Consider the following 26,365-nt stretch of genomic DNA (forward strand, 5'->3'; position numbering starts at 1 on the left):
CGCACCGCCCCGTACCGCCTGTACCCGGCGCGCCGAGCGCTGCCCACTTTCCGGATCTCCCAGACCCGCAGTCCCTCATGGAGTCGCCATGTCCGCACGACGTCACGCCACGCTGAGAGCGCTCTCGCTCGCCACCGCCGTGGTCGCGCTCGCCGCCGGTTGCTCGTCCGCCAACTCGGGTGCCAACAAAGGGGGCGGCGCCTTTGGCGTGCTGACCCTGGGCAAGCCGGACGGGCCGCAGACCAACAACAGCAACCCGTTCCTGAGCACCTCGGCGAGCGCCACGCTCGGCTACCGCTTCATGATCTACGAGCCGCTGGCGATGACGAACCAGATCCGCCCCGCGGACAAGGCCGCCCCCTGGCTGGCGACCGACTGGAAGTGGGAGTCCAACTTCACCAAGGTCACCTTCACCCTCGACCCCAAGGCCGAGTGGGCCGACGGCAAGCCGCTGACCGCCGACGACGTCGCGTACACCTTCGACCTGCTGAAGAAGCACCCGGCGCTGAACGGCAACGGCATCCCGTTCGACGGGGTCGTCGTGCAGGGCAAGAGGGTCGTCCTGACGTTCAAGGACTCCCAGTACGTCAACCAGAACAAGATCATCCAGCAGTTCATCGTGCCCAAGCACATCTGGGAAGGCGTCAAGAACCCTGAGACCTGGCCCAACCGGACACCCGTCGGCTCGGGCCCGTACAAGCTCAAGACGTTCACCCCGCAGACCACCACCCTGACCGCCACGCCCACCTACTGGAAGGGTGCGACCGAGGTCAAGGAGCTGCGCTACACCGCGTACAACGACAACAGCGCGGCGACCACGGCGCTGGCGAGCGGCAAGGTCGAGTGGTCGTTCGTCTTCATGCCGAACTACAAGCAGCTGTTCATCAGCAAGGACCCCAAGAACCACAAGCTGTGGTTCCCCTCCGGACTCGGCATCCACGGACTGTGGTTCAACACCGCCCGCAAGCCGTTCGACAACCCGGCGCTGCGCAAGGCCATGGCGATGGTCGTCGACCGCAAGGCGATCTACACCCAGGCCGAGGCGACGCTCTACCCGGAGATCACCAACCCGACCGGCATCCCGCTGCCCGCCGGTGACTCCTTCCTCGCGCCCGAGTACAAGGGCGCCACCACCGCACCGGACGTGGCGGGAGCCAAGAAGGTCCTCGCCGACGCCGGGTTCAAGCTCAGCGGCGGGGTGCTGAAGGACCCGAGCGGCAAGCCGGTGAAGCTCACCTTCACCGACCCGGCCGGCTGGAACGACTACATCACCGGTCTCGCGATCATCAAGGACGACATCAAGCAGCTCGGCATCGAGGCCAAGGTCAAGACGCAGACCGCGGATGCCTGGGGCGCGGACGTCGCCAACGGCAACTTCGACGCCACCCTGCACTGGACCAACAGCGGCGCCACCCCGTACGACATGTACCAGAACATCATGGACGGCGCGCTGCTCCAGCCCGTCGGCAAGGCGTCCCAGCTCGGCAACTTCGGCCGCTTCAAGAACGACGAGGCGACCAAGGCGCTCAAGGACTTCGCCAACGCCACCGAGGACTCCGCCCGCACCACGGCCATGAACACCCTCCAGAAGATCATGGTCGAGCAGGCGCCGATGATCCCGACGGCCGCCGCCCCCATCGGAGCCGAGTACTCCACCAAGAACTGGGTGGGCTGGCCCACCGAGGCCGACCCGTACGCCCCGCCGCAGCACACCCAGCCGTCCGCGCTGCAGATCGTGCTGAAGCTCAAGCCCGCCAAGTAGAGCCAGGGATACGGGACACAGGGACCGGCCATGTCAGAACAGTCCACAAAGAACCACGTCGTGCTCGAAGCACGCGGAGTCACCAAACACTTCCCCGTACGCCGCACCGGACGCGACCTCGTCGCGGGCAGGCGCCGTACCGTCCACGCCGTCGACGACGTCTCGCTGCGACTGCGGCGCGGCACCGTCACGGCGCTGGTGGGGGAGTCGGGCTCCGGGAAGTCCACCGTCGCCAGACTGCTCGCCCAGCTGTATCCGCTCACCGAGGGCGAGATCCACCTGGACGGCACGGCGGTGAAGGCCGGACGCGGCCGGTCCTTCCGCAATTACGTACGCCAGGTCCAGCTCATCTTCCAGGACCCGTTCGCCTCGCTGAACCCGGTGCACACCGTGCGCTACCACCTCACCCGTGCGCTGAGGATCCATGACCGGGCGGGCAGCGGCGAGGCGGAGCTGGAACAGAACCTGACCGCTCTGCTGAACCGTGTCCAGCTGACTCCTCCTCATCAGTATCTGGACAGGTTCCCGCACGAGTTGTCCGGGGGACAGCGTCAGCGCGTGGCCATCGCCCGCGCGCTCGGCGCCGATCCCCAGGTCCTTCTCGCCGACGAGCCCGTCTCGATGCTGGACGTCTCGATCCGGCTCGGGGTGCTCAATCTGCTGAAGGGCCTCAAGGACCGGCTGCATCTCGCGATCCTCTACATCACCCACGACATCGCCTCGGCCCGCTACTTCGCGGACACGACGCTGGTGATGTACGCGGGCCGGATCGTCGAGGGCGGTGACAGCGAGACCGTCACCCAGCGCCCCGCACACCCCTACACCCAGCTCCTCATCGCCTCGGCACCCGACCCGGACCGGGTGGTCGCCGAGGCGGAACAGGAGGAGTCCGGCAGCGGCGAACCGCCCTCGCTCATCGCCCCGCCCGCCGGCTGCCGCTTCCACCCCCGCTGCCCCGAGGCCATGGAGCGCTGCCGCACCGAACTGCCGCCGCGCTTCGACCTCGAAGACGGTCAGTGGGCGGCCTGCTGGCTGTACGCGGACGGCACGGAAGCCGCCGATGACCACGAGAAGGAGGCCGCGAAGTGAAATACCTGCTGAAACGGCTCGCCTTCTACCTGGTCACCGCGTGGGCCGCGATCACCATCAACTTCCTGATCCCGCGCATGATGCCGGGCGACCCCGTCCAGGCACTCATCTCCCGCTTCCAGGGCCAGCTCGACACCAGCGCCATCAACTCGCTCAAGGCCCTCTTCGGCCTCGACAAGCACCAGTCGCTCTGGCAGCAGTACACCGACTACTGGTCGCATCTGCTCGACGGCGACCTCGGGCTCTCCTTCACCTTCTTCCCGACCCCGGTCAGCGAGGTGATCGCCCAGTCGCTGCCCTGGACGCTGGCGCTCGTCGGAGTCACCACCCTGATCAGCTTCGTGCTCGGCACCGGTATCGGCGTCTTCACCGGCTGGCGGCGCGGCTCCTGGATGGACAGCCTGCTGCCCGTCACCACGTTCATCTCGGCCATTCCGTACTTCTGGCTGGGGCTCATCGCCATCGCGCTGTTCGCCATGAAGTGGCCGCTCTTCCCCGAATCGGGCGGCTACGACAATTCGCTCGTCCCCGCCTTCGACTGGCCGTTCATCTCCAGCGCGCTCTACCACGCGGCCCTGCCCGGCCTCACCATCGTGCTCAGCGCCGTGGCCGGCTGGATCCTCGGCATGCGGAACATGATGGTGACGGTGTCCTCCGAGGACTACGTCATGGTCGCCCAGGCCAAGGGGCTCTCCGAGCGCCGGGTGATGTTCGGATACGCCGCACGCAACGCGATCCTGCCCAACATCTCCGGCTTCGCCCTTTCGATCGGCTTCATCGTCGGCGGCACCCTGCTGGTGGAGATGGTCTTCAACTATCCCGGCATCGGCTACCAGCTCTTCCAGGGCGTCGGCGCCAAGGACTACCCCCTGATGCAGGGCGTCTTCCTGATCATCACGCTCTCCGTCCTCGCGGCGAACCTCCTCGCCGACGTGATCTACCTGATCCTCGACCCCCGTACCCGAAGGGAGGCCTAGGAACATGGCCGTCACCGCTGCCGAGGTCGCCGTGACCGACGCGACCGGGGCCCCGGCGCCCAGCAAGCGCCGCCTGCGTTTCCTGCGCGGCCGCAAGACCGTCATCGGTCTCGGGATTCTCGCCTTCTTCGTCGTGATCGCGGTCATCGGGCCGTGGATCGCACCGTACGACCCCGACGCCATGAGCAACGAACTGCTCCGGCCGCCGTCCGGCGCCCACTGGTTCGGCACCACGCAGACCGGTCAGGACGTGCTCTCGCAGATCCTCGTCGGCACCCGGGGCGTCCTGGTCGTCGGCTTCGTCGCCGGTATCTTCGCAACGATCCTCTCCGTACTGGTCGGGGTCAGCGCCGGCTTCCTGGGCGGCACGGCCGACGAGCTGCTCTCGGTGCTCTCCAACGTCTTCCTGGTGATTCCGGGACTTCCGCTGATCATCATCGTCGCCAGCTTCGTCTCCGACGCGGGCGACCTGCTCATCGCCGCCGTCATCGCCTTCACCTCATGGGCGTGGGGAGCGCGCGTGCTGCGTGCGCAGACGCTGTCGCTGCGGCGCCGGGACTACGTCGAAGCGGCCCGCGCCACCGGCGAGTCCACCTGGCGGATCATCTTCTTCGAAGTCCTGCCGAACCTGACCGCCGTCATCGCCTCCGGCTTCGTCGGCACGGTCATCTTCGCGATCCTCTCCGAGATCACCCTCGCGTTCATCGGCGTCGCCGACATCTCCAACTGGAACTGGGGGACCGTCCTGTTCTGGGCGCAGTCCAACCAGGCCCTGGCCCAGGGCGCGTGGTGGTGGTTCGTCCCCGCCGGGCTCTGCATCGCGCTGCTCGGCATGTCGCTCGCCCTGATCAACTTCGGCATCGACGAGTTCGTCAACCCGCGCCTGCGTACGGAGACCGGCGCGTCCAGGAAGGTCCGGATGCGGGTCGGATTCACGCCCGTGGCACGCGGTACGCACGACAAGGAGACCCGCTCATGACCAGCGAGCCCGTCCTCACCATCCGCGGTCTGAACGTGGACTACGGGACCGGGGACGACGCCGTGCACGCGCTGCGCGACATAGACCTCACCCTCCACCGGGGCGAGGTCCTGGGCCTGGCGGGCGAGTCCGGGTCCGGCAAGTCGACGCTCGCGTACGCCGTCACCCGGCTGCTGTCGCCGCCCGGGGTGATCACCGGCGGCGAGGTCCACTACCACCAGCGGCACGGCGAAGCGCTCGACCTGCTGACCCTGTCGGCTCCCGAGCTGAGGGCCTTCCGCTGGCAGGAGCTGTCCATCGTCTTCCAGGGAGCGATGAACTCGCTCAACCCGGTGCACACGGTCCACAGCCAGCTCACCGACGTACTCCAGGCACACCGCCCGGAAATGAAACGGCCCGAACGGACGGCCCGTGCAAAGGAGTTGCTGGCACTCGTCGGCATTTCGTCCGACCGTCTCGCCGCCTACCCGCACCAGCTCTCCGGCGGGATGCGCCAGCGCGTGATGATCGCGATGGCGCTCGCGCTGGAGCCCGAGATCGTCATCATGGACGAGCCGACGACGGCCCTGGACGTCGTCATGCAGCGCCAGATCCTGCGCCAACTGGTCAGACTCCGCGAGGAGCTGGGCTTCTCGGTCGTCTTCATCACCCACGACATCTCGCTGCTGATCGAGTTCTCGGACCGGATCGCGATCATGTACGGCGGCCGGATCGTCGAGGAGGCCGGTGCCTCCGCGATCTACCAGGACCCCCGCCACCCCTACAGCGACGGCCTGCTGCACTCCTTCCCGGCGCTGCACGGCCCTCGCCGCGAACTCACCGGCATCCCCGGCTCGCCCCCGCATCCGTCCGCGATGCCGGCCGGCTGCGCCTTCCACCCCCGCTGCGGCAAGGCGCTCGACGCCTGCACCACCCATGTCCCGGAGCTCGCCGTACCGGACGGGGGCGACTCGCGCACGGTGGCCTGCTGGCTCCACCGGCCGGCCCCGGCCACCGCGGCACCCCGCTCGTAGCGAATCCACGCACACCACAGGAGAACCATGAACATCGTCACCCCTCAGGGATACGCGCGCGAGATCGCCGCCGAGGCCGTCCCCGGCCTGCCCGCCGACTTCCGCTGGGGCGTCGCCACCGCCGCCTACCAGATCGAGGGAGCGGTCACCGAGGACGGCCGGACCCCGTCCATCTGGGACACGTACAGCAGGGTGCCGGGCATGGTCGTGCGCGGTGAGAACGGCGATGTGGCCTGCGACCACTACCACCGGATGCCCGAGGACGTGCAGCTGATCGCGGACCTGGGCGTCGACACGTACCGGTTCTCGCTCGCCTGGCCGCGCATCCAGCCGGGCGGGCGGGGGCCGGCCAACGCGAAGGGCCTGGACTTCTACAAGCGTCTGGTCGACGAGCTGGAGTCCAAGGGCATCACGCCCTGGATCACCCTTTACCACTGGGACCTCCCGCAGGAGCTGGAGGACGCGGGCGGCTGGCCGGCCCGTGACACGGCCTACCGTTTCGCCGAGTACGCCGCCCTCGCCCACGACGCGCTCGGCGACCGGGTGAAGCACTGGACGACGCTGAACGAGCCCTGGTGCTCGGCCATGCTCGGGTACGCGTACGGCAACCAGGCCCCCGGCCGGAAGAACTTCGGCGACGCGATCCGCGCCGTCCACCATCTGCTCCTCGGCCACGGTCTCGCCTCGCGGCACATCCGCGAGACGGCGGCCGCCCGCGGCAGCGAGCTCGAACTCGGCATCACGCTCAACCTCGGCACCGCCACCCCCGAGACCGACAGCCACGAGGACGCCGAGGCCTGCCGCCGCGCGGACGGGCTCGGCCGCCGCCTCTACCTGGACCCGATCGTCAAGGGCGCCTACCCCGAGGACGTCATCGCCGACCTCGCTCTGCAGAACGCCGAACTCCCGGTCCAGGAAGGCGACTTGGCTGCCATCTCCACTCCGATCGACATCCTCGGTGTCAACTTCTACCGCGGCACACTCTTCTCCGGCGTCACGGAGGAGGGCTCCCCGGTGGGCGCCGACGGTCTGCCCGTCACCCGGGGAGTGGAGCGCGACCTGCCGCGGACCGCCATGGACTGGGAGATCACCCCCACCGCTCTCACCGACCTGCTGGTGCGCCTGGACAAGGAGTACGGCGTTCCGACGGTCATCACCGAGAACGGCGCCGCGTTCGACGACTCCGTCTCCGAGGACGGGCAGATCCACGACGCCGACCGCACCACCTACCTCGCCGACCACATCGCCGCCGTCGCGGCGGCTCGCGCCGAAGGGGCCGATGTCCGGGGCTACTTCGCCTGGTCGCTGATGGACAACTTCGAATGGTCCTACGGCTACGACAAGCGGTTCGGCATCGTCCGCGTCGACTACGACACACAGGAGCGGACGCTCAAGGACAGCGCCAAGTGGTACCGCGACACGATCCGGCACACCCGCAACGCGTAGCCGGACGGCGCGCGGCGGCGCCCCTTCCGATGAAACGAGCGGCAGCCCCACCATGCCCTCCGGTGGGACTTCGATGGCGACCGCTGCCGCACTCTTCGCCTTCGCCGCCCCTGCCGGACCGGCGGGAAGCCCACCGCCGCGGTGTCCAAGCCGTTCGCCGGCGCGGATCATCTGCCCGCGTAGTCCCGTGAGGAGGAAGCAGGCCCGGGTGGGTGGTGGCGCACAAGCCGCCCACCTGGGTTAGCTTCGGTATATGCGGAACAGGCTGTTCCCTGCCTTGTTGGCCGGCCTGCTGCTGATTCTCTCGGTGGCCGTGCTCGCCATGGCACCCACTGCGCCCACAGCGGTCGGTGCATCCACCATCAATGATGTCGCGCAGGCGCTGCGCAAGGGCCCGGTGTACGTCGACCCGGCCGCCGCCGACCAGCTGCCCCCGGGCAGGGCAGCCGCCCTGACGAAGAAGATCAAGGACGCAGACAAGCCCGTGTTCGTGGCGGTGCTGCCGCGGACCTCGGCGTTCCCCGAGCAGAACCTGCTCACCACCCTGCGCACCGACACCGGCATCACCGGCGTCTACGCGGTCCGCCTCGGCAATGGGTTCAACGCGGGCGCCGACCCCCGGGTGATGTCCACCCGAGCGGTCCAGAACCTCGTCGCCGCCGTGAAGACACCCGGCACGGACACCGACGCCGCGACCCAGTTGAACACCTTCGTCGACCGGGCCGTCGAACAGGCCCGGGGCGGCGCCCCCGCCTCCTGGGGCGGCTCCTTTGCGGGCGACGGATCATCGTCGATCGTCGGACTGATCACGGTCGGCGCGATCCTGGTGCTGGGCGCCGGCACGGCCTGTGCGATCTTCCGGCGCAACCGGAAGCGCAAGGAGACCGAGGAGCGGGCCGCACTCGACAAGCTCCGGGTCGTCGTGGACGAGGACATCACCGCGTACGGAGAAACTCTGGACCGGCTCGACTTCCACCCCGCCGAGCCGGGCGCCGACGACAGCATGCGCGCCGACTACGAGAGGGCGCTCGACTCCTACGACAGCGCCAAAACCCGCATGTCGAGGGCCCGGCACCCGTCCGATGTGCGCGGGGTCACCCAGGCCCTGGAGGACGGCCGGTTCTCCCTCGCCGTCCTGGAGGCCCGCCGCAGAGGCGGTGAACCGCCCGCCCGCCGCCCGCCGTGCTTCTTCGACCCGCGCCACGGCCCTTCGGTCGCCGACGTCCGGTGGTCCCCGTCCGGCGGGACGGCCCGTGAGGTCCCGGTCTGTGCGGCGGACGAGATCCGGCTGCGCGAGGGCGAGGAGCCGCTCGGCCGCACCGTCGACACGGGCGACGGCCGCCGCCCGTACTGGGAGGCGGGCCCGGCGTACGGTCCGTGGGCGGGCGGCTACTTCGGCGGCGGTCTGCTCCCCGGCCTGCTGGTCGGCACACTGCTCGGCTCGGCGCTGTCGAGCCCGGCGTACGCGGCGGAGTACGGCGGCGGTGACTTCGGCTCCGGCGGTGAAGGGAGCGGCGGGGACTTCTCCGGCTCCGACTTCGACCCTTCGGGCTTCGACGGTGGCGGCTTCGGCGGCGGCGACCTCGGGGGAGGAGGCTTCGACGGAGGCGGGTTCTGAGCCGCTGACCGGCTATCTCTCGGGCAGGTGCGATCCATGCTAGACCTGAAGTTATGTCTGGTATCGGCCGATTCCGGGCGAGGTTGCGACGCTCCGTCCGGCGACCACATCGGCACGATGGGGGGCGCTCGGGCCAAGCCACCCCCGCGCCGCCCGATCGGGACATGACCCACCGCTCCCCGGGCCGCGAACTGCTGTCCCTGTTCACCCTGCGTACCGTGGCCGGCCAGGTCTTCTGCTTCGTGCTCGGGCTGGTACTCCTGCTCATCGCAGGCGCCGCGGTCGCGCTGGTACTGCAGGGCCGCAGCGACAGCCTGCAGGAGGCCCGGCTGCGTACACTGAGCGTGGCCGAGACGTTGGCCCACTCGCCGGGGATCGTGGCAGCGCTGGACAGCAAGAACCCCACCGCCATCCTGCAGCCGCGCGCGGAGCAGATCCGCCGGCAGACACATGTCGACGTCGTCGTCGTTGCCAGCCCCCAGGGCATTCGCTATACGCACTCCGACCCCGCGCTGATCGGCAAGCACATCGTCGGTCCGTACAAGGAGGCGCTGGCCGGCAAGAGCTTCACCCGGACCTTCTCCGGCAGCCTGGGGCCCTCCGTCAACTCACTGGTGCCCGTCAACCGGCCCGACGGCTCGGTAGCCGGGCTGGTGTCCGTCAGCCTCACCGACCAGTCGGTCAACAGTGTGGCCAACCGGTCCATCCCGCTCGGTATCGCCGTCGCGGTGTCCGCCGCCGCAGTCACCACAGGCGGCGCGGCCCTCGTGAGCAGACGGCTGCGCCGCCAGACACACGGGCTCGGACCGGCAGAGATGACCCGGATGTACGAGCACCACGACGCGGTGCTGCACGCGGTCCGCGAGGCCGTCCTCATCGTCGGGGCCGACCACCGGCTGACGATGGCCAACGACGAGGCCCGCAGGCTGCTCGCCCTTCCTCCGGACGCCGAGGGCCGCGCGGTGGCGGACCTCGGGCTGGCCCCCGATACCGCGGAGCTGCTCGCCTCCGGCCGGACCGTCACCGACGAGGTGCTGCGCGTCGGCAGCCGCCTGCTGGCCGTCAACCTCCGGCCGACGGGCGAGCACGGCGGGCCACCCGGCACCGTGGCGACCCTGCGCGACACCACCGAACTCCGCAAGGTCACCGGGCGAGCCGAGCTGATCCACGAACGCCTGCTGCTCCTCTACGAGGCCGGTGCCCGGATCGGCACCACCCTTGACGTGGGCAGGACGGCCCAGGAACTGGCCGACGTGGCGTCCCCCGGATTCGCCGACGTCACGAGCGTCGACCTCGCCGATCTCGCGCTTCCCGGGGATGAACCGACCACGCCGGACAGCGCCCCGCTGGACATGCGCCGTACCGCCATCGCCGCCACGGACGCGGACCAGCCCCTGTACTCGATCGGCCGACTGGTCGGATTCGTTCCCTCAAGGACCCGGGCCATGCGCGTGAACATCGACGAGGCCGGGCTGGGGCCGGAGGTGATCACACAGCTGGGATGGCGGTACTGGGACCCCGAGCGGGCCTCGAAGATCCTGGACTACGGATTCCACTCGGTGCTCTCCGTACCGCTGCACGCACGCGGCGTCATCCTGGGTCTGGTCAACTTCTGGCGCGCGGGCACTCCCGACCCGTTCGACGAGGACGACCAGTCCTTCGCCGAGGAACTGGTGGCCCGGGCGGCCGTCAGCGTGGACAACGCCCGCAGGTACACACGCGAGCACGAAATGGCCGTGACGTTGCAACGCAGCCTGCTGCCCCGCGACCTGCCCGAGCAGAACGCCCTCGACGTGGCCCACCGCTATCTGCCGGCGCGGGCCGAGGTGGGCGGCGACTGGTTCGACGTGATCCCGCTGTCCGGCGCCCGGTTCGCACTGGTTGTCGGTGATGTGGTCGGACACGGGCTGCACGCAGCCGCCACCATGGGGCGGCTGCGCACCAGCATCCACAACTTCTCCGCGCTGGACCTCGCGCCCGACGAACTTCTCGGACATCTCGACGAACTGGTCAGCCGGATCGACCAGGACGAGGCGGCGGGCGGCGGCGCCGAGATCGCCGGAGCCGGCTGCCTGTACGCGATCTACGACGCGGTCTCCGGCAACTGCTCGGTGGCCCGGGCAGGCCACCCCGGGCCCGTGCTGGTCCTCCCGGACGGCAGCGTCGAAGTTCCCGAGGTTCCGGCCGGCCTGCCCCTCGGCATCGGTGGCATGCCGTTCGAGGCGGCCGAGTTCCATGTACCCGAAGGGAGCCGTCTGGTCCTCTACACGGACGGTCTCCTGGAGAGCCGTGACCGGGACATCGACGCCGGCCTGGAGCTGCTGCGCGCCACTCTCGCCGGTCGCGACCGGACACCGGAGGAGACCTGTGACGACGTGCTCGACGCGATGCTGTCCGGGCCGCCGACCGACGATGTCGCCATTCTTGTGGCCTGCACCCGCACGCTCGATCCGAACCAGGTCGCGCAATGGGCCGTGGCCACCGATCCGGCGGCCGTCGCCGGGGTCCGCAAGAACGTCGCCCAGTGGCTCAGCGAGCGTGGCCTGGACGAGGAGGCGTTCACCACCGAGCTGATCCTGAGCGAACTGGTCACCAACGCGGTGCGCTACGGCACAGGACCGATCGAGGTCCGCCTGCTGTACGACCGCAGCCTGATCTGCGAGGTGTCCGACACCAGCAACACCTCACCGCATCTGCGCTACGCGGCGACGACGGACGAGGGCGGCCGGGGACTGTTCCTCGTCGCCCAGTTCGCGGAACGCTGGGGCACCCGCTACACCGAGACGGGCAAGGTGATCTGGTCGGAGCAGACGGTCGGCGAATCGGGGACGGAGGGCGACTGAAGCATGCGTCGCCCGGAGTGCCGACGGAGAGCCGTCGTGACACGCTGAAGCGGGGGATCACGGCTACGTCACCCAAGGAGATCGAAATGGCCAGTGACACCACCGGACCCGGACCGAGTCGCACGAGGCCGAGCCCCACGCACGCGCCCACATCCGGTACGACACTCCTGGCGGCAGTCCTGATGATCCTCGGCGGAGCGATGGCGATCTTCGAGGGGATCGCGGCCATCACGAAGGACCGCCTGTTCGTCGTGACGCGGCACTACGTGTTCGAGTTCAGCCTGACGGGCTGGGGCTGGGTCCACCTCATCCTGGGCATCGCCCTCCTCCTCGCCGGCTGCGCCGTATTCACCGGAGCCCTGTGGGCACGCTTCTTCGGTGTCGCCGTGGCCGGCCTGGGCGCAATCGCCAACTTCCTGTGGCTGCCGTTCTACCCCTTGTGGGCCCTGGTGGTGATCGTGGTCAACATCCTCGTCATCTGGGCGCTGTGCATGGGCATGCACCGAGAAGCGGACGCCGGCCTGACTGCCTGACCCACGCGTGCCCGGACCGGGCCGAGACCGCGCCGTCGAGGAACGCCGGCCGGGCGGTGGGCGGAACAGTGAGGACGGGGCGCGGGTTCAGGGTCCGACGGCCGTGGAGAGTTCTGTTCGCAACCGCTCGTACGTCGGTGCCAGTTGACGTAGTTTCGTCTCCAGGGTCCGGTCGTCCCCGGTGACGAGCGGGTGTTGCAGGCCGGCCAGGATCCGGGCCTGCTGATTCAGTGTCTCCGCGCAATCGGTCAGGCCGATCAGGTCCAGGCAGGCCGCCGCATCTGCGAGACGGCGCGCGCCGACGCGTACGCCGAACCCGGCCATCATGGCGCGGATGCCGGGCGCGAGTCCCTCGGCCACCTGCGAGGCAAGGGCCTCGACCGCAGCCGCTCAGGTGATCGGCACGTACATCGCCGCCGATCCGACCGGTGCCACAGAGGTCCCCGGTGTCTGGGTGGGCGGCAATGTCGCGGACCCGAAGGGGCAGGTCATCGGCTCCGCCGACGCCGGGGTGCGGGCCGCCGCGGCGATCAACGCGGACCTGATCGCCGAAGAGACCCGCCGGGCGGTCGCCGCCCGTCGCCGTACGGCCTTCTCGGCGGCGGAGCGCGAAGTCTGCGAGCGGGTGCTCGGGGAGCGACGACACGGGTTGTGACCGGCCGGTCCGCAGGGGCCGTGCGAAGGGAGTGGTCCGGTCGGACATCGGCAGTGCGCGGTCCTGCCCGACGACGAGCGCCCGCCTTCCGGCCCCGGGCGGGGGAGGGGGAAGGCGGGCGCGCTCGGGTTCGGGCGTGAGGCGGCGGGAGGCGTCAGGCCTGCGCTGCTGCGGCCTTGATCGCGGAGATGTCGAAGTTGAGCTTGACCTTGTCGCTGACCATGACGCCGCCGGTCTCCAGCGCCGCGTTCCAGGTCAGGCCCCAGTCGGAGCGCAGGATGTCCGCGCTGCCCTCGAAGCCGACGCGCTCGTTGCCGTAGACGTCGGTGGCGGAGCCGTTGAACTCCAGGTCGATGGCGAGGGGGCGCGTGACGTCCTTGATGGTGAGGTCGCCGGTGATGCGGTACTTGTCGCCGCCGAGCTGCTCGGCGTGTGTGGAGCGGAAGGTCATGAGGGGGAACTTCTCGGCGTCGAAGAAGTCGCCGCTGACCAGGTGGCCGTCACGGTCGGCGATGCCGGTGTCGACGCTGGCGATCTTGACGTCGATCGAGGCGGCGGAGTTCGCGGGGTTGTGACCGTCGAGCTTCAGGCTGCCCTCGTGCTCGCCGAAGGAGCCACGCACGTTGGTGACCATGGCGTGACGCACGGTGAATCCGATGCTGCTGTGCGCCGGGTCGATCGTGTAGTCACCGGTGAGGGCGGCCAGAGCCGGGTCCACGGCGGGGGCGGTGGCGACCGCGGTGGCGGACGGGGCGTTGTTGTTCTTGCGGTTGAACAGAGCCATGGCTCCTCCTCGGGGGACGTGATCGAGTGGCGGTCGAAGTCGTTGTTTAACCTTCAACGAGATTGACTCTAGCGCTATCTAGTTCAAAGTTCAACATCAAGGGTGCGGATTGTTGTGAGAGGTGACTCGCCCGCCGCCATCCGCACCCTTCGCCCTCTGGCGGACGCGCGTAGAACTCGGGCACTATCTCCCTGCCCCGTTTTTTGTCATGAGCAGGAGGAATCCCCCCATGGTGTCCCGTATGACACTGCGCCCCGTCCTGACCGCCCTCGCCCTCGTCCTCGGCGTCCTCTTCGCGCCCGGCGTCGGCGTTCTCGGCAGCGGTGCCACCCAGGCCCACGCCGTCACGAAGCTCACCCACGCACAGGCCACCGCCCGGTTCAGCTCCTCCGGAATCACCTGGTCGTCCTCCGGCGGCTGCTCCAACCGCAACGTGGCCACGTGCACCTCGTTCGACCAGCTCAACCTGGCCACCGCCCAGGGCGCCCAGACCCTCAAGAGCGCCACGGGCTGCGCGCTGAACATCACCGGCGGTACCGAGACGGGCCACGCCAGCGGTACGTACTCGCACTGGAACGGCTACAAGCTCGACTTCGGCAAGTCCACCTGTCTCACGAACTACGTCCACGGCGTCTTCGCCTACATAGGACTGCGCGGCGACGGTGCACCCCAGTACCAGTCGGGTTCCGGCAACGTCTACGCGGACGAGGGCAACCACTGGGACGTGACGTACTACAACTGCGGCGGCTGCTGACCGCGCGCTGTATTCACCCGCACAAGTGCCCCCGTTCGCCGGAACGGGGGCACCCGCACGTGATGGCGCAGCGGGCAGGCCCTGGACCAGCTCCGGTACCTCCTCGCCGCCACCCGGGTCGCGGCACGCCCCAACTGCTGGCGCCCCACCCCGTTGCAGCCCTACGGTCCCACAAAGCCCTAGGGGGACGGGCAGGTCTGCCGGTAGGGCAGTCCCGGCACGTACCGGTCCCACTCCTCCCGGGTGAGACCGCCTCCGGCGACGGCGCAGGCCTGCTCGATGGTGTCGGCGCTGATGTCGGGGAAGTCGTCCAGGTCCCACAGAAGGACGTTCCGGCCGTCGGCGCCGAGCAGGTAACGTCCGTCGGGGGTGAACCGGACGATTTCCACGCTGTCCGTGAGTTCGGTCAGGGTCGCGGCTCGATGAGGCCGACTCCGTTCGCCGACGGCCCACAGCACGATGTCTCCGTCCTCGCCGGCTCCGGCGAGCAGATTCCCCTGCGGGTGGAAGGCGAACGACCTGAAGTCGCCGTCTTCCGGCTCGGTGACGTCGGCGATTTTTCGGGGGTGCCGTGGGTCGCTGATGTCCCACAGCAGCACCGGCTTGTCGATGTCCCCGGTCGCCAGTGTTGTCCCGTCCGGAGCGAAGGCGGACGAAGGGTTGCCGGACGGCAGCTCGACCGGCTTCGTGGCAGGGTTCAAGTCCCAAAGAGTGGCATTCAATTGGGTCGGAAGGGCGAGCAGTCTGCCGTCGGGGCTGAACCGTGGCGCGTACGTGAGGCCGGCGTTGGAGAAGGCCCCCTGTGCACGGGGGCGGTCAAGATCCTCGACGTTCCACAGCGTGGCCGAGCCCGTGAGGAAGATGCCGTCGATGGCGACTACGGTCGTGCCACGGGGGGAGAACGCCAGCGAGAAGATCTGATGCGGGCGCCGGACGGTGGCGGTCCGGCGTGGCCGGGCGGGATCGGTGAGGTCCCAGAACAGAAGGGCGCCGGCGGTGTCACCGCTGACCAGCGCCCTTCCGTCGGGGCTGAAGGCCACGGCCTCGATGCCCTTCGTGTGGCCTGTCAGTGAAGCGAGGCGTTTCGGCCTGAGCGGGTGGGTGAAGTCCCACAGGTCGACGGTTTCCCTGTTTCCGCCGGTGGCGAGCAGCTTTCCGTCGGGGCTGATGTCGAGTCCACTGACACTGCCTTCCTGGCCCAGCGCCTCGACGGCTCGGGGCCCGCGCACGGTCGCCTTCCAGCGGATGACCTCGTCGGCCGCCGCGCTGACCAGTTGTCGGCCGTCCGTACTGAACGCCACCGACTCCACGGTCCGGTCGTGCTGGCTCAGTGTCAGCGCCTTCGAGGGATTCACCGGGTCCGTGACGTTCCACAGGACGACGGTCTCGTCCATGCTGCCGGTCGCCAGGATCTTGCCGTCCGCACGGAAGGCGAAGGCGGTGACATATGTCTTGTGGCCGTTCCAACTGCGTTCCCTGCGGGGCTTGGCGGGTGTCGAGATGTTCCACATCTGGATGGTGCCGCCGTCCGTCGTGACCAGCCGACGGCCGTCGGGGCTGAACGCGAGAGTCTCTTCGACCCCTTCGAACCGGGTCAGGCTCTTCGGGTGTGCCCGATCGGTGATGTCCCAGAGCGTCGCCCCGCCCCTGTGGGTGATCGAGTCCTTGTCGGGTGGATCCTCGGACGCCATGACCGTGCCGTTGGCTGTGGCCAGTGTCCGGCCGTCGGCGCTGAACTCCAATTGCTCGCTGTCGTAGACACCGCGGCGGATGCCGAGTCGCCGGGGCTGTGTGCTGTTCCTCATGTCCCACAGGACCAGGGCTCCGAAGCTCGCATTGCTCTTCCACCACCCCACCGCACCGAGCGTCCTGCCGTCGGGGCTGAACCGTACCGTCTCTGCCTTCCCGGGCAGCGCGGTCACGCGGAGTGTGACGATCCGGTCCGGCGGCGTGGGCCCTCGCACCTTCCACAGGCCGATGGTGCCGTCCTCGCAACTCACGGCCAGAGTGGCGCCATCAGGGCTGAACGAAACGCCCGACAGCTCGTCCTGGCACGCGGTGAAGGCCGCCAGCCGCCGCTGCTCGCCCGGGACACGGACGTCCCACAGCAGCACACGTCGTCGGTCATCCAGGTCATCGACGGCGAGCGTCCCGCCGTCCGCGCTGAGCACGGTCGTGTGGAACGGCCGGCCGGTCAAGCGCGTGCGCCCCGCGAAATGGCTCTGCGCGAGGGTGTCGAAGAGTGCGGAGCGAGCTTCCGCCGAGGGCTGGAGGCGGTACGCGGCGACGCCGAGGCGCAGTGCGGTCTGCGGCTGCGTGGCGCCGAGGTTCTCCGCCTCCGCACGCAGCGCCCGGTAAGTGGCGAGGCGCCGCTGCGCGTCGGCGGTGCCGCGCTGCTGGACGGCGATCACCGCAGCGGTCACGGCCAGGCACAGGACAAGTGCGACGGCGCCCAGCGCCTGTTTCAGCCGCCGGATGCGCCGTGCCTCAAGGGCGCGTTCCGCACCCTCGGCCGCCCTGCTCTTCGCCAGGAAGTCCCCGACCGGGTCGCGCGGCAGTCGATCCTGCTCCAGCAGTTCCGACGCGCTCTGCAGACGGGTACCCCGATAGAGGAACGCCTTGTCGCGGCCGGCTGCCAGCCAGGCGTCGGCGTCGTCGGAGATCTGCTGGCGCAGTCTCAGTTCCGCCCGGTCCTCGTCGATCCAGCGGCGCAGCCGCGGCCAGGCGTGCAGCAGTGCCTCGTGGGAAATCTGGGCACTGTCCTGATTGATGGTGACGAGCCGTGCGGCGACCAACCGGTCGACGAGGGCGGCGTCGTGGCGGCTGGGCAGCAGCGTGCTGGTGGGGATGCGGCGGCGCACGGCGTCTGAGCCGTCGGCAGTGACGTGCACCATGCGCAGCAGCAGTTCGCGCAGCGCCGCGCGACCGGAATCGTCCAGTTCCTGGTACAGCTTCTCGGTTGTGGTGGTGACGGCCTGCCAGATCCCGCCGGTGGCTTGGTAACCGGCGAGGGTCAGCACCGCGCCGCTGCGGCGCAGCCAGGTCTCGCGCAGCGCGTGCGCCAGGAAGGGCAGGCCGGCCCGTCCGCCCTGGCGCAGGTCGTGCAGCAGCCTGTCGGTGAGACCGGCCTGAAGAGTCAGTCCGGCGGCCCGTGCCGGGTGCTCGACCGCGGTGCGCAGATCGGCCGTGGTCATCGGTGGTACGGCCAGCTGATTGACGGCGAGGGCGCGGACGAGTCCGGGATGGTCGAGGCAACTGCCGTAGTGGTCGGCGCGCAGGCTCACCACGATGCGCGGCCCGCCCGGCTCCTGCTGGGTGAGGACGGAGATGAAGCGGGCGCGCTCTTCGGCGTCCTGGCAACGGGTGAAGACTTCCTCGAACTGGTCGACGACCAGCAGCCGACAGGGCCGGTGCCCGGGAAGGGGTGGCGCCAGGCGACCTTCGCCGAGCGCGGCGCGCACCTCCGCCAGGGGCCGATCGGTGTACCCGGCCCACAGTTCGGCCAGTTGACCCATGGGGCGTGGCCCGGGCGCGGGCAGCAGAAATACGGGCCACGCCTCCTCGTCGTTCTCCAGCCGGGCGATGAGCCCGGCGCGCAACAACGACGACTTGCCGACACCGGACGCGCCGACCAGGACCAGCGGACCCGGTACGGATGTTTTCACTGCGGCCAGCAGGCTTTCGGTGAGTGCGTCACGGCCGTGGAAGTAGCCGCTGTCCTCCGCGCGGAAGGACTCCATGCCCGGATACGGGCAGGGCACATCGGCCGGTGGGGCGTCTTCCGGTCCGGGGGCGTCGCGATAGGCGGGATTGCGCGCGAGAACCAGGTCGCCGAGCGTTCCCTCGCTCTGGCGGTACGGGCGGGCGGGGCCGTCCCTCAACGCCCGGTCGAGAGCGGCGTGGACCTGGTCGAGGGTGAGCAGCGGCGGGCCGGACGGGTCGCCGCTCTCCAGCAGGTCGAGCAGCCGCCCTGTGAACAGCGTGTGTCGCTCCCCTGCGGGCGCGTACGAAAGGTCGTAGTACGAGGCGGAGCTGAGCAGGAAGCCGCCACGGGGCCGCACGGCGGCGAACGGGTTGACTCCACGGCCGCTGCCGGGCATGGCCGCCCGCCCCGAGAAACAGCAGTCGAGGATGACGGCGCTGCCGTCGACGGCCTGGCCGAGCAGGCCCTTGATGATGTGGTAGGACACCGTGCCCGCGATCTCTTCCGCGGATCGGCTCGTTCGGGTGGCCAAGTACAGCTCGTTGCCCGGTCCGAGCAGTCCGTGGCCCACGTAGTGGAACAGGACCGGGCCGGTCGCCTCGGCCACGACGTGCTCGACGGCGGCGATGACGTCCGTGGGGCCGGCGTCGGCAGGGACGCGGTGGACGCGTTCTGCAGGTATCCCGCAGACGGCTTGCAGCACGCGCTGGAGGTCGTCGAGCGTCGTGTCGACGGACGGGATTTCCCGGAGGGTCGAACCGGGCACATGGCGGCCGGTACCGATCAGGATCGCGTGCGTACCGGGCGAGGCGAGACCCGGACCGGGCCGGGTCTCGCCCGATCCGACGGTCACGGGGTGCGCGGTACGTCGCTGCCGGGTTCGGTGGACACCCGGACCACGTCGGCGGCCAGTTGCCTGGCCAGCGTCGCCGTCTGCTGGGCGTCCAGCCCGCGTACATGGTCCGACGAAATCGTGATCTCCGTGCCGTCGGGCCGGGTGATGGTGATGGTCTGGCTGCCGCGCCGGGTCTGCGCCCAGGCGACGACGGCCCCGGCGAACACCGCGGCCACCCCGCCGGGGGCCAGCAGCGCGATCAGTGCGTCGGCTCCGAGACCCATGGCCCCGGCAGGCAGGTCGCCCCCGTCACCGACGCGAATCCGGCCGCGCAAACGCGGCTCCTCACTCAGCCAGTTCCGTAACGCGTGGGTGTGGGACCGGCCTTCACCCTGGACAGTGATGACTGCGCGCATGACATGCAGCTTACGGGCCGGGGTGGTGGTGTGAGGTCAGGATCGATGTGATGGGACAACGGGTGGCGGTGGCCGCCCCGGTGAGCGTGGCCGAGCCCGACGGCGCGCTGTGGAAAAGGCCTGCAGCGGCTTCTTCCGAGCCGGAGACCCCGGCGCCGAAATCACTGCATTCGGCGAAGTTCCCGGGGCGACGGGCCACGCGCCATCGGGGTCCTCGAAGCCCCGAGCTCAGGCCCCCACGCTCACCGTGAAGCGGCGCGGGTTGCCGTCGTTCGCGGCGCCCGAGACGTCCGGTCGGCCGTCGGGGCGTACGTCGTCGTACGGGAAGGCATAGCCGATCGGGGTGTTGGCGTGCACCACCCGTGACCAGTGGTTGGTCGCCGCGCCCTGGTAGTAGTCGGCCGACGAGGTGCCGTTCGGCTGGTCGGGGTGGGTGAGCATCAGGGAGCGGTTGAAGCCGGCCGCGAGCCGGGCCAGCAGCGCCTTCTTGTCGTCGGGGTCCGCCGGGTTGTTGGCGAACGGGCCGTGGTTGCAGGTGAAGACGTCCTTGGAGACCGGCTTGGTGAAGGTGTGTCCGCCGTCGAAGGTGAGGACGTCGCCGCTGACCCGGCCGGTGCGGACACCGCGACCGCCCTGGAGATCGATCCGCAGATCGGTGGAGCGGTACTTCTCCCAGACCTGGTCGATGTAGGACGTGAACACGTCGCGCAGCGGCATCTGGTCCGGACGGTCGAAGAACGGTGCCATCAGATTCTGCGGCGAGATCACGCGCAGCACGCCGCCGTCCGCACCGCGGATCACCAGCTTGTCCCACGGCCGGCCGTCGGCGGCGGCCTGGGCGGTGAGGCCGTCGGCGATCCGCTGCACCGCACCGTCCGGGAGCGGCGCCACGGTGTGCGTGGTGTCGCCCTCCAGGGTCAGGCCGATCGGCAGCGCGGTGACCAGGTCGACGTAGCTGATGTTGGCGTACAGCTGCTGAGGGTTGAAGGTGAACTCGCAGAACGACCAGGTCCGCCCGTAGTTGGCGTCCGTGGACGTCGCGAACGCCGGCTCGACCAGGGCGGGGCCGGGGTTGAGATAGAAGGTCAGGGTGTCGTCGCGCACGAAGTAGACACGGGCACCGTACATCTGAGGCAGCGTCAGCACGACCGGTGCGCCGCCCGCCCCGTTCAGCGGGATGGCGCAGTCGACCGGCAGCGGGGTCTGCGGCGCGGCGGGGGAGTCGGGGCGATAGGCGCTGCCGTCGGCCCGCAGCAGCACCCAGCGATCGGTGCCCTGCTCATGGCCGGTGACGTAGGCGTTGACCCGGCCGGGCAACGAGCTGTTCACCAGGGCGAGTTCGCAGGTCGCGGGGGCGGCGGAGGCGTGCGGGCTCAGGGCGCTGCCCCAGACGGGGTAGGTGAGTGCGGTCGCGGAGGCGGCGGCGCCGCCCGTCAGGAACAGTCTGCGCGAAATCACGAGAGGACTCCCGAGGTGTGTGGGGGGCCACGGACGGGACGGCGTGCGGGAACGGGGCGGGTGCGTCCGCGGTGCGCACCACTCTCGTGATGACCGGGTTGGGCGTCAAGACTTGCGGTTGAGAGCGCTCTCAAAAATGGGAAGTCTTCACAACTCGACGCTTTGCGCGTCACGTGCGCTCGACGTGCGTGACGCGCACGGACGCAATGTCCTGGACCGTGCCGTCTTCGATCTCCGCGTCCCGTGGCGCCGAGCTCCCCGTCTTCGTCTTCCCGGGGCCCAGCCTGTCGGCTGTCACCCTGGTGTTCCCGAGAACATCCCCGTCCTCGTCCAGGAACTCGAACTGCGCGAAGTAACTCGCCGCCCCGATCCCGCCGTTCCTGATCGTGTAGTGCACGACGTATGCGCGATGCCCCCGGGCCCGATGGCCCTCGAACCCTGACTTCACGATGCTGACGTCCCTCGACGGGTTCGCCGCCGAGGCCTCCTCGCTCCAGGCTCTCCCTGTCCCCGGTGTCGGGGCGCCCTCTTTCGCGGAGTCGGCGGAGTCCTTCGCACCCGAACACGCCGTGAGTAGCCCGGCAGTGGCAGCAACCGCAGCCACAGACAGCCAAAACTTGCGCATGACGCACTCCCTGTAGTCGAAGGGCAGACCATAGCCGCGGGCCGCGGCACACAAGCCGTGGGACACGGGGTGAACCCTCTGACGGGGCAACCGTCGACCGCATGACCGAAATCTGTCGGTTTGCGGCCTGTTCCGGGAAGTCTGCCGCCGAGTCTGCCGACGTCGTCCGGGAGCGTGCGTCCGGCCGGCGAGCACTGCCGGCGAGCACGGAGGAGGCGCGGCAACCTCAACGGATCAGCCGGACCTCGTAGACCCGACCGGGCTTCGACGGGCGATCGTGGTGCCGATGCCCGTCGGTGCAGGTCGGCATAGACTTTTCCTTGCTGGTGCAGGCCGCCGCCGACCGGGATGGCCAGGATGGGCGCATTCGGGCGGGCGGGCCTGCGGAGCGCGCGGAAGCGGTGCTGGACGCGGTGATCGGTGCGGTCGTACCGGAGATCAACGGGCTCGCGATGACACGACAACCGGAAGTTGCGACCCGTCGAAGGTCGCCGAGCCGACGTTCAGGCCCAACGGTCCGGCGTACGCGGGGGCCGAAATCCCGGTGGTGTCGACCCTCAGGCTGTGAAGCCGAGGCCGAGGAAGGCGGCCCAGGCGGCGGGCGGGACCGTGAGGACGGGGCCGTCGGTGACCTTGGAGTCGCGGATGTGTACGGCGGTGGTGTGCGTGGAGACTTCTACGCAGTTGCCGCCCTCGCTGGCGCTGTAGCTGGACTTGCGCCAGTCGTGGGCGACTTCGACGCAGTCGCCGCCCTGGCTGCTGCTGTAGCTGGACTTGAACCAGGCGAGAGCGGTCGAGCTGGGGGCCGGGTGTGCTGCGCGGGTCATGACTCTCCAAGCAGTTCGTCCAAAAGGCGCATGCTTCGTTCAGGAGAGAGCGCCTGCGAACGCAGCATCCCATATTTCTGCTGGAGAACACTGACCTCGTCGAGATCGTCGATCAGGAAGCTGATGCGTTGCCCCTCGATGTAGGCCAGCTGATCGTGATCGGGGGTCTCCAACAGCACCATCGGACCGTCCAGTGCGGCGTGCGTCTCGCGGTTGCTCGGCATGATCTGCAGCCCCAGAAAAGGGAGTTCAGCGCAACGTCTCAGGTGTCGGAGCTGCTCGCGGAGAACATGACGCCCCCCGATAGGCCGGTGCAAGATGCTCTCCTCCAGCAGGAAGTTGGCCATCGGTCTCGGCTTGCGATCGAAGACCTTCTGGCGGTCGAGTCGCGCCGCGACCCGTTCTTCGATCTCCTCTTCCTCCAGCGGTGGATAGAGAGAGACGAAGACCGCACGCGCGTACTCCTTGGTCTGCAACTGTCCCGGGACGACCTGGTTCTCGTACGACAGCAGCGTCAGCACCTCCTGCTCGTACTCCACGAAATCCTGCACGAACGCCGGGAACCGCTCCTTCTGCGGCACCTTCGACACCGCGACCTGCAACACCCCTTTCGTGCCCAGCAGTTCGTCGAGCTGCGCTGCGAAATCGGCCTGCAGCGGCCTGCGCCCCTGCTCGATCGACGCGATCGTGTCCTCGCCCACGCAGAACTGATCGGCCAGCGCCGCCTGCGTCATCCGGGCCGCCTTGCGGAACGTCGCCAGCTGGGCGCCGATCAGGTGCCAGGACGTGATCCGCTTGTTCTTCTTCGCCGAGTGCATGAAGTGCCTCTCCCCGTCGCGAAACCCGGATGACCCGTCAGGCCCCGTACAAGTGCGTTGTACGACCCGACGCGCTGATCAACGGTAGTGACTTTGTGTGACGTTGGCTGCGTGAACGAACCAACTCAACTCCCTCACTTCCGCGAGGCGTTCCACCGCAGGGAACGCCGGTCCGTGCCGCTCGTACGACAGTTCGTGCGCCAGGCCCTCGTCGACTGGGCGTGCGATTCCCGTGCCGACGACGTGTTGCTCTGCGTGAGCGAACTCGTCACCAATGCCCTCCTGCACGGCGTCCCGCCCGGTCGCGGATTCCGTACGCACCTCTACCTGGAGCAGGCCGACGGCGTCCTGCGCGTCGAGGTCCACGACAGTGGTGACGGGGAGGTGCGCCTCGCCGACGAGGGCGCGGTGCCCGATGCGGAGGGCGGACGGGGGCTGCTGCTGGTGGCGGCGCTCGCCGACAAGTGGGGGGTGGGGGAGCGGAACCCCGGCAAGGTGGTGTGGTGCGAGTTCGAGGTGCGCGGCCGGACCCCGCTCCCGGCGTGCCGCCCTGTTTCGCGTGAGGGGCCTGGTGGGCTATCCCTGGAACGGCGACCCTCGACGGAGTCGTATCCCGTGGAAGTGGAAGGAGCCCTGCCATGGCCGACTGGTACGTGGACGACCGCTGCACCAATTGCGACGTGGCCCGACAGTTCGCGCCCGAGCTGATCGGAGAGGAGGAAGGGGCGTCACGGATCCTGCGGCAACCGAGCGACGAGGCGGAGAACCGGCGCTTACACGCCGCCGTCTTCGCCTGCCACACCCGCTCGATCCGGCCCGCGTCGGGGCAGCCGGACCCGGCGCTCGACCCGTTCCCGATGGCGGTGGACGACGGCGTACTGGTCTGCGGGCACAACTCCCAGCACACCGCCGGCGCCAATTCCTATCTCCTGCGGCGCCCGTCCGGCACGGTCATGATGATCGACACCCCGCGCTGGAGCCCCGGACTGGCCGAGCGGTACATGGCGACGACGGGGCCCGTCACCGATGTGCTGCTCACCCATCGCGACCACGTCGCGCACGGGCGCCGTTACGCCGACCACTTCGGCGCCCGGATGTGGATCCACGAAGGAGATCTCGACGCGGCGCCGGACGCGGACCAGGTGATCCGGGGGCTCGACCCGGTGGAGATCGGCGAGGGTGTCACCGCCCATCCGCTGCCCGGCCACACCCGGGGCAGCGTGCTCTATCTCGCGGACGACAGGTACTGCTTCAGCGGCGACAGCTTCTACTGGTCGCGTACGACCGGTGATCTCGAAGTCGCGGAGAGCGTGACCTGGTACTCCATCGAGGAGTTGGCCGCCTCCCTGGCGCGGACGGCGGGGCAGTTGCAGTTCGAGTGGGTGCTGCCCGGCCACGGCGACCGGCAGCGCCGGGACGCCGACGAGATGTCCCGGCGGCTGCACGCGCTGACGGAACGCACGGCGCTGCTGCGGCCCCGGCCGATCGACTTCACCGCCGTCCGCTGGTGACGTTCCACGACCGCCGGTGACGCCTGCCGGACCGGCTCCATGCCGTCCGCAGGCGCTCGGCCGGTGAGGCGAAACCGCGGTCAGCCCATTGCCATGACGACCGGCTTCTCCGCGGCCATCAGCATGTACGGGGCCTCCGGATCGGCGTTCACCGCTCCGACCCACCGGTTGTAGAACGCGGTACCGGATGTCGCGGTCGAGCTTGAGTTGACCTCGAACAAGGCGAATGCCCAGACGTTCGAGCAGATCAGGACGAACTCCTGAGCAGTGACACCACGAAGGGCGGCGGTGGCCGCTCTGGACCAGCGTCGATCGTTCTCGGCGAGGTTCTCGCCGATGAAAGCCCGGAGATCACCGCGTGACGTCTGGTTGCGCTTGAAGACGCGACGGGTGAACTGCCCCTGCACGTGCTGCGAGTTGAAGGGGTAAGGGACCCACATCCAGCTCCACCCCGGCCCGGTCCCGTTCCATTCGGCTTCCGTATCCGGATAGTCGTGGTTGGAGATCACGGATCGGAAAGACTTCCCCGGAGCGTCCAGCTTGAGCATGCTGCCCCCTGATGTCGTCCGTCGGTGAGCCGCGGCAGCGGACGCGCACCGCCCCCACCGCGTGCTCGTCAGTCGGTAGCAGGCTACGGGGAGGGCTTCCGGGTGAGGGCCGGCTTCGGGGAACATTTCCACTGTTCCTGCACACACCCGTGGTCGAAGGGGCAATCCCGTCCTGTTCGGCGCCTGTTCACCACTGGCCGCCCCGATGTGGCCCGCCTCGCGCGCGGGTCCGGTAGGCGCGTGGTGTGGTGCCCGTCAGTCGGGAGAAGCGGTGGCGCAGGCCGGCCGGGGAGGTGAAGCCGCACCAGGCTGCCACCCGCTCCACCCCCTCGTCGGTGTCCTCCAGTGCGATGTTCGCCGGGGTCAGGGGAAGGTGCAGGCGGGTCTCCAGCCGGCGCAGCGTCGGTTCGATGCCCGCGCTGTCCGTGAACTCGCGGTCGATGCACTCCTGGACGCGGTCGCTGTGAGGCCGTCATCAACAACCCTGCCGGGCCGTGCAGGCAGCCAATGAGTTGTGATCAAGTACTTAATACCATGCTGGGCAACAGGCAACTCACAGTACACAGGCCGAACGGGCAAGGTGGTTACAGCTCGTGGACCTGTGGAAATGGCCACGCAGGGATGGGTGGAAAGTGACGCACAACAGGGTTCAGGTGTACTACTGCGTGCAGCATGCAGACGAACCGTTGGTAATCCGAACCCCTGAGGACGTCGATGCGCTGATCGACGCTCTTGCTACGGGCCCTGAGTTCGAGAACTTGGCCATTCTGCACAGTTCGGAGCGTGAGCTTCTGCCGTCAGGATTTCCAGATCACGAGTTCATGGTTGGCGCCGACGGGAAACGGCAGGTAGGGGTTCTGAGCTTCATGGACGAGAAGAACTTCGTTTCGCTCGGCTCTTCGGGGAGTAATGGAGGGGAGGTTGCCTACTTTGTTGCAGGGAATCCGACCGAGTTTCCCTCCGCGGCAGAAATCCCCCTTGCTCTGGTGTGTCAGGCCGCAAAGGAATTCCTTTCTTCCGGAGGGCGGCGTCCAACGTGTGTCCAATGGCAGGAGCCGGAAATCTGGTAATCGCCCATTTAGGGCCTTTATCCGGTGAAGCGGGAGTACAACATGACCCAATGGCACATACCGTAAGTCGATCACGAGGATGCGGTTGCCGTGTGGGTGCG

General features: G+C 69.0%; 21 protein-coding genes and 2 pseudogenes. 14 read left to right on the top strand and 9 right to left on the bottom strand.

The features are described from left to right. Positions 1-88 precede the first annotated feature (88 nt). The 9 genes from GA0115254_RS26490 to GA0115254_RS26530 all read left to right on the top strand — a co-directional run bounded on the left by GA0115254_RS26490 (position 89) and on the right by GA0115254_RS26530 (position 12,260). Positions 89-1,762 (top strand): ABC transporter substrate-binding protein, encoded by a 1,674-nt coding sequence (locus GA0115254_RS26490; protein WP_093897809.1) that lies wholly within the window; start codon positions 89-91, stop codon positions 1,760-1,762. Between the two features lie 30 nt (positions 1,763-1,792). Further along, a complete protein-coding gene (locus GA0115254_RS26495; RefSeq protein WP_093897810.1) occupies positions 1,793-2,851 on the top strand; it encodes an ABC transporter ATP-binding protein in 1,059 nt (352 codons plus the stop codon). Then, positions 2,848-3,828, top strand: a complete 981-nt coding sequence (locus GA0115254_RS26500; protein ID WP_093897811.1) for an ABC transporter permease — start codon at positions 2,848-2,850, stop codon at positions 3,826-3,828. Before GA0115254_RS26495 ends, GA0115254_RS26500 begins: the two co-directional genes overlap by 4 nt. A 4-nt stretch (positions 3,829-3,832) precedes the next feature. Further along, positions 3,833-4,807, top strand: coding sequence for an ABC transporter permease (locus tag GA0115254_RS26505; protein ID WP_093897812.1), 975 nt, complete (start codon positions 3,833-3,835; stop codon positions 4,805-4,807). Then, positions 4,804-5,820 (top strand): ABC transporter ATP-binding protein, encoded by a 1,017-nt coding sequence (locus tag GA0115254_RS26510; protein WP_093897813.1) that lies wholly within the window; start codon positions 4,804-4,806, stop codon positions 5,818-5,820. Before GA0115254_RS26505 ends, GA0115254_RS26510 begins: the two co-directional genes overlap by 4 nt. Before the next feature lie 27 nt (positions 5,821-5,847). Further along, the gene (locus GA0115254_RS26515) at positions 5,848-7,266 is read left to right on the top strand and encodes a GH1 family beta-glucosidase (RefSeq protein WP_093897814.1); all 1,419 of its coding nucleotides are present in this window, start codon (positions 5,848-5,850) and stop codon (positions 7,264-7,266) included. 253 nt (positions 7,267-7,519) lie between these two features. Continuing rightward, positions 7,520-8,884: a hypothetical protein gene (locus tag GA0115254_RS26520; protein ID WP_093897815.1), complete on the top strand. Its 1,365-nt coding sequence runs from the start codon at positions 7,520-7,522 to the stop codon at positions 8,882-8,884. 164 nt (positions 8,885-9,048) lie between these two features. Further along, a complete protein-coding gene (locus GA0115254_RS26525; RefSeq protein WP_256102783.1) occupies positions 9,049-11,727 on the top strand; it encodes a SpoIIE family protein phosphatase in 2,679 nt (892 codons plus the stop codon). Positions 11,728-11,813: 86 nt separating this feature from the next. After that, the gene (locus GA0115254_RS26530; protein ID WP_093897817.1) at positions 11,814-12,260 is read left to right on the top strand and encodes a DUF7144 family membrane protein; all 447 of its coding nucleotides are present in this window, start codon (positions 11,814-11,816) and stop codon (positions 12,258-12,260) included. A gap of 87 nt (positions 12,261-12,347) precedes the next feature. On the opposite strand, the gene GA0115254_RS26535 is transcribed toward GA0115254_RS26530, so the two are convergent. Continuing rightward, positions 12,348-12,587 carry a hypothetical protein gene (locus tag GA0115254_RS26535; protein WP_141720909.1) on the bottom strand — a complete coding sequence of 80 codons (240 nt, stop codon included), beginning with the start codon at positions 12,585-12,587 and terminating at the stop codon, positions 12,348-12,350. Between the two features lie 67 nt (positions 12,588-12,654). Between GA0115254_RS26535 and GA0115254_RS26540 the strand changes: the two are divergent. Beyond that, positions 12,655-12,915 (top strand): annotated as a pseudogene (locus GA0115254_RS26540) (thioredoxin reductase); the annotation flags it as partial. A 154-nt stretch (positions 12,916-13,069) separates the two neighbouring features. On the opposite strand, the gene GA0115254_RS26545 reads toward GA0115254_RS26540, so the two are convergent. Beyond that, on the bottom strand, positions 13,070-13,699 hold the full coding sequence (locus GA0115254_RS26545; RefSeq protein WP_093897819.1) for a YceI family protein: 630 nt from the start codon (positions 13,697-13,699) through the stop codon (positions 13,070-13,072). 229 nt (positions 13,700-13,928) lie between these two features. On the opposite strand from GA0115254_RS26545, the gene GA0115254_RS26550 reads away from it, so the two are divergent. Further along, on the top strand, positions 13,929-14,453 hold the full coding sequence (locus GA0115254_RS26550; RefSeq protein ID WP_093897820.1) for a hypothetical protein: 525 nt from the start codon (positions 13,929-13,931) through the stop codon (positions 14,451-14,453). Positions 14,454-14,632: 179 nt separating this feature from the next. On the opposite strand, the gene GA0115254_RS26555 is transcribed toward GA0115254_RS26550, so the two are convergent. The 6 genes from GA0115254_RS26555 to GA0115254_RS26580 form a co-directional block, all read right to left on the bottom strand. Continuing rightward, complete coding sequence (locus GA0115254_RS26555) at positions 14,633-19,009, bottom strand: caspase, EACC1-associated type (RefSeq protein WP_093897821.1); 4,377 nt, start codon at positions 19,007-19,009, stop codon at positions 14,633-14,635. Continuing rightward, positions 19,006-19,407: an effector-associated constant component EACC1 gene (locus GA0115254_RS26560; RefSeq protein ID WP_141720910.1), complete on the bottom strand. Its 402-nt coding sequence runs from the start codon at positions 19,405-19,407 to the stop codon at positions 19,006-19,008. Before GA0115254_RS26560 ends, GA0115254_RS26555 begins: the two co-directional genes overlap by 4 nt. Before the next feature lie 228 nt (positions 19,408-19,635). Further along, positions 19,636-20,865, bottom strand: coding sequence for a glycoside hydrolase family 64 protein (locus GA0115254_RS26565; protein ID WP_093897823.1), 1,230 nt, complete (start codon positions 20,863-20,865; stop codon positions 19,636-19,638). 169 nt (positions 20,866-21,034) lie between these two features. Next, on the bottom strand, positions 21,035-21,313 hold the full coding sequence (locus GA0115254_RS46490) for a hypothetical protein (RefSeq protein WP_256102784.1): 279 nt from the start codon (positions 21,311-21,313) through the stop codon (positions 21,035-21,037). Positions 21,314-22,047: 734 nt separating this feature from the next. Continuing rightward, positions 22,048-22,317 (bottom strand): DUF397 domain-containing protein, encoded by a 270-nt coding sequence (locus tag GA0115254_RS26575; protein WP_093897824.1) that lies wholly within the window; start codon positions 22,315-22,317, stop codon positions 22,048-22,050. Next, the gene (locus GA0115254_RS26580) at positions 22,314-23,135 is read right to left on the bottom strand and encodes a helix-turn-helix domain-containing protein (RefSeq protein ID WP_093897825.1); all 822 of its coding nucleotides are present in this window, start codon (positions 23,133-23,135) and stop codon (positions 22,314-22,316) included. The genes GA0115254_RS26575 and GA0115254_RS26580 overlap by 4 nt, the downstream gene beginning before the upstream one ends. A 111-nt stretch (positions 23,136-23,246) precedes the next feature. Between GA0115254_RS26580 and GA0115254_RS26585 the strand changes: the two are divergent. Together GA0115254_RS26585 and GA0115254_RS26590 are read left to right on the top strand one after the other, a co-directional pair. After that, positions 23,247-23,654: pseudogene (locus GA0115254_RS26585) on the top strand (ATP-binding protein); the annotation flags it as partial. A 119-nt stretch (positions 23,655-23,773) separates the two neighbouring features. Beyond that, a complete protein-coding gene (locus GA0115254_RS26590; RefSeq protein ID WP_093897826.1) occupies positions 23,774-24,646 on the top strand; it encodes an MBL fold metallo-hydrolase in 873 nt (290 codons plus the stop codon). An 80-nt stretch (positions 24,647-24,726) separates the two neighbouring features. Here the strand turns inward: GA0115254_RS26590 and GA0115254_RS26595 are convergent, their stop codons facing one another. Then, positions 24,727-25,194, bottom strand: a complete 468-nt coding sequence (locus tag GA0115254_RS26595) for a hypothetical protein (RefSeq protein ID WP_093897827.1) — start codon at positions 25,192-25,194, stop codon at positions 24,727-24,729. Positions 25,195-25,826: 632 nt separating this feature from the next. Here GA0115254_RS26595 and GA0115254_RS26600 point away from each other — a divergent pair. Further along, a complete protein-coding gene (locus tag GA0115254_RS26600; RefSeq protein WP_176740295.1) occupies positions 25,827-26,264 on the top strand; it encodes an Imm1 family immunity protein in 438 nt (145 codons plus the stop codon). The last annotated feature ends 101 nt before the right edge of the window (positions 26,265-26,365 follow it).

Source organism: Streptomyces sp. Ncost-T10-10d (assembly GCF_900091955.1).
In the GTDB taxonomy this organism is placed as follows: Bacteria; Actinomycetota; Actinomycetes; order Streptomycetales; family Streptomycetaceae; genus Streptomyces.

Excerpts from the sequence above, each read along its gene's own strand:
- GA0115254_RS26490 (WP_093897809.1), top strand. The coding sequence starts at position 89 with ATGTCCGCACGACGTCACGCCACGCTGAGAGCGCTCTCGCTCGCCACC.
- GA0115254_RS26495 (WP_093897810.1), top strand. The coding sequence starts at position 1,793 with ATGTCAGAACAGTCCACAAAGAACCACGTCGTGCTCGAAGCACGCGGA.
- GA0115254_RS26505 (WP_093897812.1), top strand. The coding sequence starts at position 3,833 with ATGGCCGTCACCGCTGCCGAGGTCGCCGTGACCGACGCGACCGGGGCC.
- GA0115254_RS26510 (WP_093897813.1), top strand. The coding sequence starts at position 4,804 with ATGACCAGCGAGCCCGTCCTCACCATCCGCGGTCTGAACGTGGACTAC.
- GA0115254_RS26515 (WP_093897814.1), top strand. The coding sequence starts at position 5,848 with ATGAACATCGTCACCCCTCAGGGATACGCGCGCGAGATCGCCGCCGAG.
- GA0115254_RS26520 (WP_093897815.1), top strand. The coding sequence starts at position 7,520 with ATGCGGAACAGGCTGTTCCCTGCCTTGTTGGCCGGCCTGCTGCTGATT.
- GA0115254_RS26525 (WP_256102783.1), top strand. The coding sequence starts at position 9,049 with ATGACCCACCGCTCCCCGGGCCGCGAACTGCTGTCCCTGTTCACCCTG.
- GA0115254_RS26530 (WP_093897817.1), top strand. The coding sequence starts at position 11,814 with ATGGCCAGTGACACCACCGGACCCGGACCGAGTCGCACGAGGCCGAGC.
- GA0115254_RS26535 (WP_141720909.1), bottom strand. The coding sequence starts at position 12,587 with ATGATGGCCGGGTTCGGCGTACGCGTCGGCGCGCGCCGTCTCGCAGAT.
- GA0115254_RS26545 (WP_093897819.1), bottom strand. The coding sequence starts at position 13,699 with ATGGCTCTGTTCAACCGCAAGAACAACAACGCCCCGTCCGCCACCGCG.
- GA0115254_RS26550 (WP_093897820.1), top strand. The coding sequence starts at position 13,929 with ATGGTGTCCCGTATGACACTGCGCCCCGTCCTGACCGCCCTCGCCCTC.
- GA0115254_RS26560 (WP_141720910.1), bottom strand. The coding sequence starts at position 19,407 with ATGCGCGCAGTCATCACTGTCCAGGGTGAAGGCCGGTCCCACACCCAC.
- GA0115254_RS26575 (WP_093897824.1), bottom strand. The coding sequence starts at position 22,317 with ATGACCCGCGCAGCACACCCGGCCCCCAGCTCGACCGCTCTCGCCTGG.
- GA0115254_RS26580 (WP_093897825.1), bottom strand. The coding sequence starts at position 23,135 with ATGCACTCGGCGAAGAAGAACAAGCGGATCACGTCCTGGCACCTGATC.
- GA0115254_RS26590 (WP_093897826.1), top strand. The coding sequence starts at position 23,774 with ATGGCCGACTGGTACGTGGACGACCGCTGCACCAATTGCGACGTGGCC.
- GA0115254_RS26595 (WP_093897827.1), bottom strand. The coding sequence starts at position 25,194 with ATGCTCAAGCTGGACGCTCCGGGGAAGTCTTTCCGATCCGTGATCTCC.